Source organism: Actinomycetospora sp. CA-053990, assembly GCF_050948445.1.
Classification (GTDB): Bacteria; Actinomycetota; Actinomycetes; order Mycobacteriales; family Pseudonocardiaceae; genus Actinomycetospora; species Actinomycetospora callitridis.
Genome location: NZ_CP192043.1, coordinates 3,148,985 through 3,162,033, shown reverse-complemented (window position 1 = coordinate 3,162,033; position 13,049 = coordinate 3,148,985). Strand labels below are relative to the sequence as shown.

At 67.3% G+C, this 13,049-nt stretch carries 14 protein-coding genes; all 14 read right to left on the bottom strand.

The annotated features are described in order from the left end of the window. Positions 1–195: 195 nt before the first annotated feature. The 14 genes from ACQPYN_RS16300 to ACQPYN_RS16235 all read right to left on the bottom strand — a co-directional run bounded on the left by ACQPYN_RS16300 (position 196) and on the right by ACQPYN_RS16235 (position 13,049). Entirely contained in the window at positions 196–549 is a 354-nt protein-coding gene (locus tag ACQPYN_RS16300; RefSeq protein WP_433024714.1) for a hypothetical protein, read from the bottom strand. Positions 550–1,066: 517 nt separating this feature from the next. Continuing rightward, positions 1,067–2,491 carry a hypothetical protein gene (locus ACQPYN_RS16295; RefSeq protein WP_433024711.1) on the bottom strand — a complete coding sequence of 475 codons (1,425 nt, stop codon included), beginning with the start codon at positions 2,489–2,491 and terminating at the stop codon, positions 1,067–1,069. Between the two features lie 142 nt (positions 2,492–2,633). Further along, entirely contained in the window at positions 2,634–3,197 is a 564-nt protein-coding gene (locus ACQPYN_RS16290; RefSeq protein WP_433024708.1) for a hypothetical protein, read from the bottom strand. Positions 3,198–3,231: 34 nt separating this feature from the next. Beyond that, positions 3,232–3,645, bottom strand: a complete 414-nt coding sequence (locus ACQPYN_RS16285; protein ID WP_433024705.1) for a hypothetical protein — start codon at positions 3,643–3,645, stop codon at positions 3,232–3,234. Continuing rightward, positions 3,645–4,013: a hypothetical protein gene (locus ACQPYN_RS16280; RefSeq protein WP_433024702.1), complete on the bottom strand. Its 369-nt coding sequence runs from the start codon at positions 4,011–4,013 to the stop codon at positions 3,645–3,647. The genes ACQPYN_RS16285 and ACQPYN_RS16280 overlap by 1 nt, the downstream gene beginning before the upstream one ends. A gap of 32 nt (positions 4,014–4,045) precedes the next feature. After that, positions 4,046–4,615 carry a hypothetical protein gene (locus tag ACQPYN_RS16275; protein ID WP_433024699.1) on the bottom strand — a complete coding sequence of 190 codons (570 nt, stop codon included), beginning with the start codon at positions 4,613–4,615 and terminating at the stop codon, positions 4,046–4,048. 12 nt (positions 4,616–4,627) lie between these two features. After that, complete coding sequence (locus ACQPYN_RS16270) at positions 4,628–7,024, bottom strand: hypothetical protein (protein WP_433024696.1); 2,397 nt, start codon at positions 7,022–7,024, stop codon at positions 4,628–4,630. 1 nt (position 7,025) lies between these two features. After that, a complete protein-coding gene (locus ACQPYN_RS16265; RefSeq protein ID WP_433024693.1) occupies positions 7,026–7,898 on the bottom strand; it encodes a hypothetical protein in 873 nt (290 codons plus the stop codon). 3 nt (positions 7,899–7,901) lie between these two features. Further along, a complete protein-coding gene (locus tag ACQPYN_RS16260) occupies positions 7,902–10,649 on the bottom strand; it encodes a phage tail protein (RefSeq protein ID WP_433024690.1) in 2,748 nt (915 codons plus the stop codon). Positions 10,650–10,667: 18 nt separating this feature from the next. Further along, a complete protein-coding gene (locus ACQPYN_RS16255) occupies positions 10,668–10,919 on the bottom strand; it encodes a hypothetical protein (RefSeq protein WP_433024687.1) in 252 nt (83 codons plus the stop codon). 101 nt (positions 10,920–11,020) lie between these two features. Continuing rightward, a complete protein-coding gene (locus ACQPYN_RS16250) occupies positions 11,021–11,560 on the bottom strand; it encodes a hypothetical protein (protein WP_433024684.1) in 540 nt (179 codons plus the stop codon). A 140-nt stretch (positions 11,561–11,700) separates the two neighbouring features. Further along, positions 11,701–12,072 (bottom strand): hypothetical protein, encoded by a 372-nt coding sequence (locus ACQPYN_RS16245; protein ID WP_433038643.1) that lies wholly within the window; start codon positions 12,070–12,072, stop codon positions 11,701–11,703. 255 nt (positions 12,073–12,327) lie between these two features. Then, positions 12,328–12,750 carry a hypothetical protein gene (locus ACQPYN_RS16240; protein WP_433038641.1) on the bottom strand — a complete coding sequence of 141 codons (423 nt, stop codon included), beginning with the start codon at positions 12,748–12,750 and terminating at the stop codon, positions 12,328–12,330. 14 nt (positions 12,751–12,764) lie between these two features. Next, on the bottom strand, positions 12,765–13,049 hold the full coding sequence (locus ACQPYN_RS16235) for a DUF5403 family protein (protein ID WP_433038639.1): 285 nt from the start codon (positions 13,047–13,049) through the stop codon (positions 12,765–12,767).

The window sequence follows — 13,049 nt, the reverse complement described above, 5'->3', positions numbered from 1 at the left end:
CGCGCTGGGTGAGCTCGATGCCGGCGGGTCCACCTTGGTCGCACGCCTGGACTACTGACGACGCCTGTTCGGTCGCGACGGTCGTAGCCGCCTGATACCCGACACCGAGCAGCGCGCCGGCCACCAGGATGCACAGCCCGAGGAACCCCTGGGCCGTACGCGAGCTGCCGAGCCGGTCCAGCTTCTCGCGGAGGTTCAGCACGACGTCTCCTTGGGGAACGGATTGCGCTCGCGGGCGATGTCGAGTTGTGCGAGCGCGTCGATGTACCGCTGCCGTGCGGCCTGCTTCTGCCGGTCGGTCGAGGCCGCCGGGGTGGCGAGGAGGACTCGCTGGGCGTTCGACTCCTCGCGGGCCGCGCGGTCGCGACCCTGGAGGGCCTCCAGAAAGGTGCGGTTGAGCGACGTCTGGCACTCAGCCCGCCGTTGCGCCTCTTCGCCCTGGTGGTACGTCTCTCCGGCCGTGTAGGCCGCGACCACGATCAGCAGGACGCCGACGACGGCCGACCAGTTGATCTTCCATCGAGGTCGCAGGCGATGTGACCTGGTCATAACGCGAACCTCCAAGGAGGCAACAGAACGACAGGCGCACGGTGCGACCCGCCAACACGAGGGGATGGCTCCTCCTGCGGCGCCTCGGGCGCGGCGGCCGTCTGGGGTGCCTCAGGAGGTGAGGGAGGTTGGTTGTTTCCGCCAGTGATCTGCTGGATGAGCGTCGAGACCGGACTACTGCCATCTCCCGACGAGCCGCCGTCCTTGCGTGAGAACGCAAGCGCACCGCCGACGACCGACAGAAAGATCGTGTGGACCCAACCGTCCACCTGATAGCCGGGAACAAGGAACTGAGCCGCGAAGTTCGCGAGCCACACGAGCGTGACGATGCAAACGATCCCGACGGCTAGAGGCTTGGGGAGCACGCCGTCCTCCGAGTTGTGCTGGGCTTCCGGTAGCCCACGGGTGTGGTGAGCGACGTCGGGAGCCAACACAACCCGGGCGGCTCAGGGTCGTGGTTCGTCTTCCGACTCGGAGCCGTTGTTGGACTAGGGCACGATGTTCTGCCCTCCCTTGGTCAGAGAACTGCGAAGAAGAGGCTGGTCGGGAGGCCACCGGGATCGGGGTCAGGACCGTCGTTCACGGTCAGAACCGCGGACTCCGTGAAGCTGGCTCCGTCACCCATTGCGGCAGCCACCGAGACGACGAACGTCTCGGTCAGAACGACGACGTCGCTGCTCGCCCAAGACGCGAGCAGCACGGCGAACTCAGAGAGCGACGCCCCATCCGCAGCCGCGGCAACCGCAGTGATCCGGCCCTGCTCACTGAGCTGGGCGGGGTCGACGATCGAGTAACCGTCGCCCGTGATGAGCACGGCCGACTCACCAAGCGACGCAGTGTCGGCGCCGGCCAACGTCCGAACCTCAGTCAGCGCCGCGCTCTCCGCCAAGCTCGCGGAGTCGGACGCTGCGCTCGTCCGGCGGAGGGTGGCGCTCTCTCCCATCGCCCCGGCGTCGGTCCGGGAGCTCGACCTCGTGAGCTCGCGGACCTCGGTCAGGGCCGCCTCGTCGGTGAAGCCCATCGGCGAGACGGTCAGCTGGGCGCTGTCCGCGAAGGCGATGTGCTCCTCGGCGGTGAGGCCCTCGAAGGTCGTGACCTCGCCCGAGTCCGATAGCACGAAGCTGTCGGTGTGCTCGAGGTTCGTCTCGTCGCCCACGAGCTCGACGCCGTCGCCGGCACCGAAGTTGTCCTGCCCGGTGGCGAAAACCGTCAGCGTTGCCGACTCGCCGAGGGTCGCCCCGTCGGTGCCCGCCGCCGCAACGGTCATCGCGGCGGACTCGCTGAGCGCCCCGCTGTCTGCCCGGCCCCCGGTCGCCGTCGCGACCGTCGTCTCCGACAGCGTGAAGCTGTCTGAGGTGGCGGTGCTCCGAGCGATGGTCATGCTCTCGCCGAGGCTGCCCTCGTCCGACGCCGCCGACGACCGAATGAGCGTGACGGACTCCGAGAGCGACGCGCTATCGCTCCGCGTCAGAACCTCGATGGAGGTGGAGTCGCCTGCGGTTCCTTCCCACTCAAATCCTGCGGAGTCACCATCGAAGTACGTTCCAGCCGACGACGCCTGCTCGAACAAGGCGGCGTCAAACCTAATGAAGTTGTTGGCCAACATGCTGTTTGGGTGCAAGAACATGCGGCCGTAAGTGGCCCCGGGTGGGGCCGTCGCGACCACCTCGACTCGCCCCCACGTGGCAGGCGACGGGTTGAGGGTTGCGCTGTCGGTATCGAAGTAGCCCGTCCCGTTGCCCGTGTACCAGTCGATGTCGAGGGTGATGACGCCGGTGCCGTCCCGGTTGACCCAAATCGAAGCTGCGTACTGCAGTCCGGCCGTTACCGGAACGAAGTCGAGCGGGAAGATGTTGAGCCGTCCGGCCGTCGGCCGTCTCGTGTACGCGAAGTACGACCCTGAGCGCGCGCCGTAGCCAGGGTTGATCTCGCGGGCGTACACGCCCACTGATCCGCTCGGAGCGGTGACATTCCACCGACCCGTGCCAGCCTCCCAAGACGGGTTCAGCAGCAGATTCCGACGGGGCACCGCTCACCTCCAAGGGATCACGACGTGCTGGCGAAGGTGAGCGGTGCGCCTGGAATCAGGAGAGCGAGAGGGTGATCGCGAGCGTCCAGGAGCTCGCGGACGTCTTCGTGCCGAAGCTCTGCACGAAGCGGTTCAGCAGCGTGGCGCCGGAGGACGCGTTGGCGATGCCCGCCTCGTTCCAGGCGAAGTTGGCGTCGCCGGTCGCCACGGTGGCGGTGAAAACCGCCTGGTTGGTCGACAGGCTGGGCGCGCCCGAGACGAGCTGACGGAACTTGTTGGTGCCCTGGAGGTCCGTCTGGCCGGCCGCAGCCGCGGTGCTGGAGTCACCGACGCACACACGGGCGTTGGTGCTGTTCAGCACCGTGCCCGCGCCGCCGGTCACGAGCGACCAGATCAGGCCCGCACCCGCCGTCAGCAGCAGGTTGGGGTCGCTCTCGATGACCTCGTACGGCGTGGCGCGCTCGGGGTCGTCGTCCGCGTGGAACTTGGAGACGGTCGCCCGCCCCTCCCACACGACGGCCCCGCACGAGCGCGCGAGCTCGATGGCCTCGGCCTTCGTCAGCTCCGTGGTCTTGGTCAGCTGAATGGTCTCGTCGAGGGTCGCGACGTCGACAGACATGGGTGTACTCCGATCAGGAGGGTGGGGAGCGAACTCAGGCCGGGAAGCCGCGCGCATAGGCCACGACGGCCCAGCGCCCGGTCGGCGCGTCGAACGTGGCGCCGAACCAGTCAGCGGTTCCGGCGGCCGTGGGGGTGATGTCGTCGGCGGTGAACGTGGAGCCGAAGTCCCAGACGTCCTCGTCGAAGGTCAGCTGGCGGGGCGCCCCGACGGCGGCGAACCTGATCCGCAGGGCCTGGCCCGGAGCGCCCGCGTCGGGCGCTGCGAGCAGGACGGCGGCAGAGGCGTTGAGCCGGAACCCGGCATACCGCGACGTCAGAAGGACCAGCGGCGAGCCGGGGTTGGTGATCGTCTGGACGCCGCTCGGCTGGTCGGGCGGATCAGGGTTGGCCGGCGGAACCCCGGTCTCGACGAAGCGGACAACAGCACCGCGGCCGATCTGTGCCATCACGCCACCACCGGGGAGATGGAACGGTCGACGGTCATGCGCCCGCCGATCGTTCGGTCGACGCGCCCCGAGGGGTCGACCAGGCTGAGCTCGTACTGCCCGAGCACCCAGCGCCAGTCCGCCGACATCTCGCTCGCGACGAACAGCGTCAGGGCCGAGTCGCCGAGGTCGAGCAGCCCCTCCCCTGTCGCTGGGGTGCTGGACCACCGGGCCTGGATGACCGAGCCGGTCTCCGGGTCCCAGGTGGTTGCGAGCCCCGAGGCCGACCAGCCGTCGGTGTCGAGCGGCGTGACGCCGTCCTCGCCCAGCAGGGGCCACGAGTAGCCCCAGTCAGAACTCGCAGGGACGACGAGATTGGTCAGGTGCACCATTCCCTCCTTCCGAGAGGTCGATCAGGAGGTCAGGGGCCCAGCCACACGCCGGACAGCCAGGTGCCGCCGAAGTCGTCGTCCTCAGCTGCACCGCTCGTGAGGTTCTGAGCGGTCGACGACGACTGCCAGGTGTTGAGGTAGATCGCGTCACCGACGCCGAGGCGCTTGATGCACCCGAGGGAGAGGGTCGTGCCCTCACCGTCGTTCCGGGCGGCGCCCTTGTACGACGCGATCGAGTTGTCGAACACCGATGTGCCGTTCCACATGATCTTCCCGGCACGGTCTCCCGAAGCGCTGAGCGGATACCGCTCCTGCGCCATTAGCAGCCAGACGCCCGCCCGCTTCGAGGTGACGCGGTTCGGCACCGCCGGGTCCCACATGCCGTCCGGGTCCTCGGAGTACGTCTGCCAGACCACCAGAGTGTCGGTGTTCTGAGTGATCGACTGATTCGACGTCCGCCGCACCTTGAACAGCGGCTTGTTCGTCCGCGTGTTGTCACTGAAGGTGGCGATGACCACGCGCTCGATTTCATTCCGGAGCGCATTGAGCTGCCACGCCGGAAGAATGTCGTCATCGTCGAAGACAGGCAGAACTGCCATAGCGAATGCCTCCTAAGATGCAATGGCGAGTGTCGAGCCCAGTCGGCCGAGCTCGGAGTCACCGATCACGCCGTATCCGGGAGGAGCGATGGGGCGCACCGCGTACGTGTCGTGCAGCCCAGTACTGCGGGAGAAGACCCGCTTCAGCTTCACGACGGTGGCTCGGATCGAGAGCTTGTCGGTGCGGCCGACCAGCCGGATTGTGTCCCCGAGCTGAACCCGAGGATCACCGACGAGTTCGATGTCCTCCAGGATCGGCAACGGGTTCGCCAGAAGGGCAAGGAGGCCGTTGACGATGCCGGCGATCCTGATCTGCGACTGCCGCCACTTCGAGGTCGGCAGCTCGAGAACGCGCTCGCCGTACCGAGCCACAGAACCGGGTGACTGGATCTTCTTGACCACCGGGTTGTCGAGCTCGGCCTTCAGGCCGGACAGACGGAAGGCGGCAGTTGGGTTGGTGCCAGATGCCTCCCAGGTCGACATCTGAATTGGCTTATCCCAGTAATTGCGAACGCGGAGGATTGCCGAGCGTGGGCCGTTCTGCCACACAGTGACGTACACAGAGTTCCACGGCGCAGGGAAGGCGGTGTTGGATGCGCTCGTCGCCACGAACCCGGAGGTGATCGTGGCGTTGACGGCCGTGTCCTTCCACTGCTCAGTGGACTTCTGCGGTACGTCCTGCCACGGCAGCACTGTCATCGGCGGAAGGGCGATCTCGTACTCCCAGATGCCCACCGGGATCACAAGCTCGTCGGGCGCATCCGTCGACCACACTGTCGGCATCACATCGGTTGCAGTTGTCGGGTAATGCGCCGTCTGCGTCGTCGTTGTGATCGTGTTGCGGACCGAGTCCGAAGACACCGTGTACGACAGCTCCGAGACCGAGTCGGCCAGCTTCACTGTCTTCTCGATGGTGCCGATGTTGGTCGTTAGGTTACGAGGCTTGTAGAAGAACTCCTTGTTCTCATCGAAGCCCACCAGGCCGTTCTCAGCCTGCATGATTTCCTGCATGAGCTTCCAGGAGTCCATGTTGACGACGTCCGGCAGGTAGTACATGTAGTTCGCGCCGCGAGGCACATCGGCCTCAGGGGTGTGGACCTCGCCCGTCCACGGAACCGCTGACGAGGTCGACTCCGGAGACGGCGATGACCACATCTGCAAGTGCGCCCAGGTGAGCGGAAAGTAGGCCTCGAGTGTTCCAACAGGAGCTGCCTGGTCCGGCCAACCACCGAACGTCAGAGACTTGGTGCTAATCGCGCCACCGAGCCGCATGGTGACGGTCATGCCCGTGGTGCTGGTCATCCGGGCGTGGAATCCAACGAACTTCCAGCCGGCGGCTCCTGCCGGAAACCGCACCGTGCCGGTCGTATTACCGACAGCAGACACGACGAACTCGTTGTTGACCGCGTCGTACGCCCCCTGCACCCGAGCGCCAGCACCTGATCCAGCGAAGGGCTTGAATGCCCACATTGTGCGAGTGCTCGGTGATGCTGCTGCGTCAGGCTGTACATCGAGCCACTGCGAGACACCGATACCGTTACCGGTCCTCAGCAACACCTGCTCGGTGGTGTAGTACGGGACAACCAGTGAGCCATCGTTGTAGGTGAGCCAGTTGCCTTCTTGGAGTGTCTCACCGAAAGGTCCGGTCTCAGCCGTATAGTCGGGTCTGCTTGTAGTGCTTCCTTGAAGCAGTCCGGTGATACCTGTTTCCGCAGGAAAACCACCATTACCAGTGACCGAGATCAGAAGGTCCTGGCGGACACGAGGGGTCGCCCAAATGTCGTTACGTCGCAAGATGTAATCGACGAACCACTGAGTGTTCACTCTGCCGGTGAAGTACTCCAAGGCAGTGTAACCGTAGAGCTTGGAGTAGCCATCGAGATTGCGCGCCTCGTAGCGACGGTCGATGGCGTAGGCAGGCAGCGTGATCGAGGCGCGGAGCCGGTCGGCCGGGTCGAGCGCCGAGATGCTGATCTTCGGGCTGGTCTCAGCGAAGTCGACGTCGCGGGTCTGGCCGGCGAACTGCGGGAGCAGCTTCGTGCCGGTCGCCGAGCGCAGGCCCATCGAGCAACGGACCTCGGTCAGGGGCAGCGGCTTCCGGTACATCGAGCCAGTCGGGCGGTACGGCGACAGCGACTCGGCGAGCGGCAGACCATCCGAGGCGCGCCCACCAATCGTCGCCTTCAGCGTCGACGAGGCGTAGCCGTCGATCTGGCTTGCGGTCTCGGGAAGGTCCGAAGTCAGCGACCGCTCGACCGTGACCGTCTCAACGCGGTCCTCGGAGGTGAGGACTGAGTCGGGGTGGTCGTAGAGCCCGGTTCGGTTCCAGTCGACCTCGAGCTTGACCGCGGGATATCGCGGCGTGGCGTCGACGGCCGCCGCGAGGGCGGTGTCTCCCTGCTCCTGCACGTCAGACCTCCTCGACGTCGAGGACCACGTCGAACTCCGACGGCGAGAGCGCCGTCGAGCGGAACTTGGGGAGGCGCACCTCAGGGCAACCGCCACCCGAAGACCAGGCAGTCGCGGCGGCGCCCTCTTCGATCTGGGGCTGGGCGACGTACAGCCCGACCCCGGCCGAGGGCGGAGTCCAGGAGACCCGCGGAGAGGCCCCGACAGCCGTCGACGACCCGACCGTCCAGGTGTGCACGACCCGGGTCCACGTCGCCGCTGCGAGGGCGACGGTCGTGCCCGTCAGGGTGGAGATCAACGAACCGACGAGGTTGAAGTAGGAGGCGGTCAGGGCGACCGTGCCGCCGCCAGTCGGGCAGTACACCCACACCGTGGAGGTGAGGGTCTCCCCCAGGAGCACCGGAACACGCCGGTTCTCCTGGCGGTCGAGGTGCGCGTGAAGCACGGACGTCGTGCTGGGCGTCAGCAGACCGCCCCGGACCGACCCGAGCCCGGTCGTCGTGACGAGGTCCTGATCAGTCCAGGTCCCAGAGCCCGTGAGGACCGGGTCCATCCCGAGCAGGCCGGTGGTGATGCCCGAGCCGCGCACCGACAGACGGTTGCGCCGCGTCGGGTCGATCATCCGCAGCGGACCGGGGCGAAAGCCGAGAAGGTGGTTCTCGATCAGGTCCCGCTCGGCGGTGGTCAGGGCGTGCCAGTCGAAGCCCCAGTTGCGGCGGGTGGCGACGATGTCGGTCGTGACGCGCCCACCGAGAGAGGTCTGCTCACCAGCGGTGCGCAGTGTGTCCTGCGGGACGACCCCTCCCCGGGGGATACCGGGGAGGGGCGCCATCCGTCCGAGCTGGCCCATGTAGAACACGCCAGAGGTGGCCACGACCTACCGCCTCTCGTTCTTCTCATTGGCCTTGTTGACCCAGCGAGCGAGGACCTGACCGCCCTGGCTGTCGATCACGAACTCCTTGCCGTCGAGAGCTGCCGCGAAGGCCTCTACGACGTCCTGCGTGGGCCCGGCCCCGCCGGTAGTCGGCGCGGGATCGGCAGGGGCCGGAGCGCGCCAGGAGGCGGCCCCCGCACCCACGCCGGCCAACGTCAGGTCCTGGGACGCGAGGCCCCTCTGGAGCTCGCCGACGATGTCGCGCCCGGCGTCGAACCAGGGCCTGCTAAGCAGGTTGTCGGCGGCGTTGTTCAGGGCCAGCGAGACACCAGCCCCGAAGTCGTCCGCCTTGATGCCGGAGCCCATGACCCGCCGCGTCATCACGAGGGCCTTGGACGCCAGGTTGCGCGCCGCGTTCTCGACGTACGGCAGGTACTTCGTGATGCCGACGCCGACGCCCTCCGGGATCGCCCGACCGACGACCTCGCGGAACAGCCGCGAGGGGCTGTTGATCCCGAGGAAGTTCTTGGCCGCGTTGAGGGCGGTCTGTGCGGCGTTGCGGACGGCACCCACCAGGGCGCCCACGCCACCCCGGACGCCGTTGACGACGCCCTCGATGATCGCCCGCCCCGCAGAGGCGAACGACCCGACGAAGCTGCGCACCGCGCTCACCGCGTTGCTGATGCCAGAGCGCACAGCCGCGACGACCGAGCTGAAGGCCGAGCGGACGGCAGCCAGCGCCGAGCTCATCGCATTGCGCATCGCCGAGACGACGTTGTTGAAGCCCGACCGCACGACCGACACGACCGTGCTGATCGCGTTGGAGATGGACGACCGGACCGAGTTGAACGCCGAGACGACCGCCGCGATGATCGACGAGCCCGCAGAGCGAACCGCGGCGACCGCGTTGTTGAAGCCGTTGCGGACCGCGTTGACCACGGTCATCACGGCCGACGCGACGACGTTGTACATCGTCGAGAAGCCCGACCGGACCGCCGCCAAGATGTTCGAGACTGCGTTCGTGACCCAGGTAACGGCCTCGTTCCACTTGGTCACAATGCTGGCGACCGTGTTGGCGAGCCACGTCGTGACCGTCGTGTAGATGACCATGAAGGTCGTGGCGAGCGTGGCGACGAAGTTCGCGAAGAACCCGACCACCGCAGCCTGGGCAGACTCGAAGCCAGCCGTGATGTTGGGGCCCAGGTTCTGGAAGAACGAGAACACCTGCGCGGCGACCAAGGTCAGGTCGTTCATCAGCCCGGCGAACCAACTCACGAACCCAGCCGCGAGCTGGAGCGCAAAGCCGAAGGCCACGATCGCACCGGTCAGGAGGACGATCCCGCCGGGACTGTTGAGGAAGTTCGCAACAGCCTCGGCCAGCTGCCGAACGCCGTCCACGATCACGTCAAAGGCGCCCGGAGGAATGGCGCCGATGACGTTGCCGATCGCTCCGGCGATCATCCCGAACGACTCACCGAGCGACGTGAAGTCGATGCGGTCGATGGCGCGCTTGATGCCGTCGAAGAAGAGCGCGACGCCAGGCCCAGCCCCGATGAAGAAGTCCGCTGCCTTGGTCAGGACCGAGAACAGGAGGTCGCTGATGGACGACAGAACCGTCCGCAGCACTTCCATACCCCGGGAGAAACGCCCGGAGTTGTTCATCATGTCGAACCAGACCGCGGTCTTGTTCGTGAGGTCGTTGATGATGTCGCCGAGCGACGCCACGACCGAGCCGTTGGCGGCGACCCGGAGGAACGCCCCAGCCAGGTTCGTGACGCCTGGCGTGATGGTCGAGATGAGCATCGCGACGTTGCCGAGTGACTTCTCGAGCAACGCCTGACCGGCGGGGGTGCGGAAGACGCCGGCCAGGGCATCGACCAGGCCCAGAGCCGAGCGGGTCACGACCGACAGACCGCGCGTCAGCGGCCCCTCGATGGTGCTCGCCAGCGAGGCGAGCGTGTCCCCGAGCTTGGTCTCGACGATCGAGCTGATCGCGCGCTTCAGCCCGTCCATCTGGGGCTTGATGCGCTCGACAGCCTTCTTGGCGCCGTCAGCCCCGAGCTGCATGATCGCGAAGGCCGCGCCACCAGCAGCGATCAGACCGGGCAGGCCACCAGCCGCAACGGCGAGAGCGCCGATCGCGAAGGTGACCGTGCCCGCGATCGCGGCCATCTTGACCAGTTCGAGCCCGGCCGAGAGTGCGGCGCCCGCTAGCTCCGTGACGATCGAGGCCGCTGCCAACATCGGCGGCCCGACCTTGCTGAGCGCGCCGGTTCCGGCAGCCCCCATCGAGATGAAGGCATCACCGACCCCGGCGACCTTGCCCCCGACGTTCGACGCAACAGACCCAAGCGAGCCGAACAGGCCGAGCGTGCTGCTCAGCCCCTGACCGACCGAGCTCAGGAACGAGCCCGCCCGGGACAGTCCGCCGTTGCGGTCTACGTCGATGTCGACGTTGACCGTGGCCTTCGCCGCGCGAGCGGCCGCGGCGACCTTGCCCTTCAGCTCAGCAGCGAACCCGGCGGCCAACTCCGGGCTGACTGGCACTTCGATGTCGGGGACGTTCGTCCGGCTGATCGCTGCGAGGCGGGACCGCAGCTTGCTGTCGTCGATGTCGATTTCGACGCGGAGAACGGCCTTGAGAGTGCGCTCCAGTCGCTCCAGGTAACCCTTGAGCTTGTCGGCGAACTCAGAGGTATCCGGGGCGACCCGGACATTGACTGAACCAACAGTCTGTCCACCAGGTGGCACGGGCAGCCTCCACTTCAACTATGAGGAGCGCCCGAGTGCCTTCAGCTCAGCGACCGTCATCGTTCGCGTCTGCGGCTTGACTCCAGGGCGCGTGACCGGCTTGGGCTTGCCGCCCTTACCGCCGCCGCGCTGGTAATTCGCGCCGGCCAACAGGTCGGCGACCTGGGCGAGGAGGTAGGTGTCGACAACCCACGCGCGGTGTTCAGGCCCGCCGCGAGCAGCGGCCTTTGTTGCGGAGTCGATCGGAAGCTGCTCGACCAGCGTCAGCACGCGCCTAGGCGTCAAGCCCGACCCGTCGCGCCACACATCACGAATGTCTATGCGGTGGTATTGCGACAGGTCGGACTCAACCTCGTTCGCGTACTTGCCTACTAGCTGGTCGAGCGCCCGGAGTTTCCCGGCTGGAACCCATCCATGTACTTCTGGAAGAGGGCCATCAGCTTGTCCTCGTCGAACCGGCCGTCCCACGCCTGGTACTGCTCGGAGTTCGCGGCGACCTGGCCGAGGGCCTGGTCCACGATGTCGAGCATGTCGTAGAGGTCGGCAGCGAGCTCGGCGCCGACCTCGTCGCCCTCCTTGCGGTCCTTCATCGCGTCGGCCAGCGGCATGATCTTGTCGAACTGCCGCATGAAGTCGGCGCGCTTCTTGAAGGGGAGCTTGCTGAGCGGCCAGAGGCCGGGGGCGTTCGAGAGGTCGGGCTCCGGCCGGTCGGCGGGAGCCGGGGCCGTCGGGGCGACCCGCTCGGGGGCCGCCTGCGGGGTGGCAGGAGGGCCCGCGTAGGGCGCCGAGTCCGGCAGAGCCGGGATCGGCGGCGGGGCCGACACAGCGTCGACCGGGCTGGTGGCCGGCGGCTGCCAGGGCGACCACGGCTGCACCGGGGGCTGACCCTGGGCGGCCTCGGCGGCGTACACGTCACTCGGGTGCGGAGCGGGGGTAGTCATTGCGCGCGGACCTCTTTACTCAGCGCGGACCCAGGGCAGGAAGAGAGACCGGCGGGCGCAGGGGGTCCGCGCAGACGAGCTGCGCCCGCCAGCCGATCAGGGGTGGAAGGTCAGGCGGTGTCGCCCAGGCCGGGGAACATGAAGTCCGCGAGGTTCTGACCCGTGATGCCGAGCCACGTGGCGCGGACGGGGAGCTCCAGCAGAGCCTCGACGTCAGCCTCGATGTCGTCCTCGGACTTGATCGAGACCTTCGGGACGTAGAGGTCGAGCTCGTCGTCGCCGTCGACGATGCGCACGAACAGCGCACGCTCAATCGGCACCGGCTGCAGCGCGACGCCGAAGACGTTCTCCTCGGAGATGTCGCCAACGCCGAAGTACATCGCGAGCGCTTCGTTGTCGAACTGGTGCAGGTTGAAGGTCATCGCGAAGGTGACCGGCTCGATGCGCTCGCGGAGCGCAGGGTTCTGCCAGGTGCCCAGCACCTCGGAGTCACCGCCGTCGCGAGTGATCGTGAGACCGTTCTCTCGCGAGGTATGGCCCAGGTTGGACCAGGTGGGACCAGCCGGAGCCGCCTCTGCGGTCGGGCGGGTAGTGCCGGGAGCAGCCGTGTAGAAGGACCCCGTCCCGGGGATGAGCACGGCCGAATCAGTGAGTGCCATGGTTGGCGTCCCTTCGGGCGGGAATGCGCGGACCCGCAGCGCGCAGGTAGCGCGCCCCCGGAGGGCAAGAGAGAACGATCAGGCGTTGGGCCGGACCGCCATTGACGCGAGGAGCTGGAAGCGCCAGGGCGCGTCCGTGTCCCCAGAGGGCAAGAAGCCCGAGGAGTTCACGTCGAAGCCGACCAGGTGGCCGGCCACTTCCCCGAGGTCATCCTCGAGACGTGTCTGTGCTCGCCGGGCGGCCCGCAGGACCAACCGGACGGACTCCCCGAGTGCCGCGGCTTGGCGGCGGGAGACCTTGGACCAGACGTGGAAGTCGACGGTGGCGCGGGCCATCTCGCCGTCGTACTCGTAGGACGTGTTGGCGTTGGTGATCAGGACGAGCGGGTACGTCCGCACGTCCTTGTCAGGCATCTCCGTGACCACCAGCAGATCGGGCCAGGCGTCGTCTTCGAGCTCGGCGCGGAGCAGCTGGGCGGTCATGCCTTCGACGTACGGCATCTCCGGAGCGACCATCACAAACCTGCCGCTCTGGTGACGATGTACAGGCCCGGCACGTAGCGCTCAGCGCGCTCGTTGAAGGCCCCGAACTCGATCGACAGCGCCGCCGGGTCCACCAGCGACACGAAGCTGTCGACGCGGCCGGAGCTCACCTCGATCTCGGCGTTGCCGGTCGCACGGTGCTGCGATAGCTGGGCGCCAGCTCGAGCACCGATCTCCTCGGCCTCGCCGCGAACCGAGCGGATCACGCCGGGCAGGTGCGCCACGATGTCTGCGGTGCGCGGACTGACCTCAGCCAT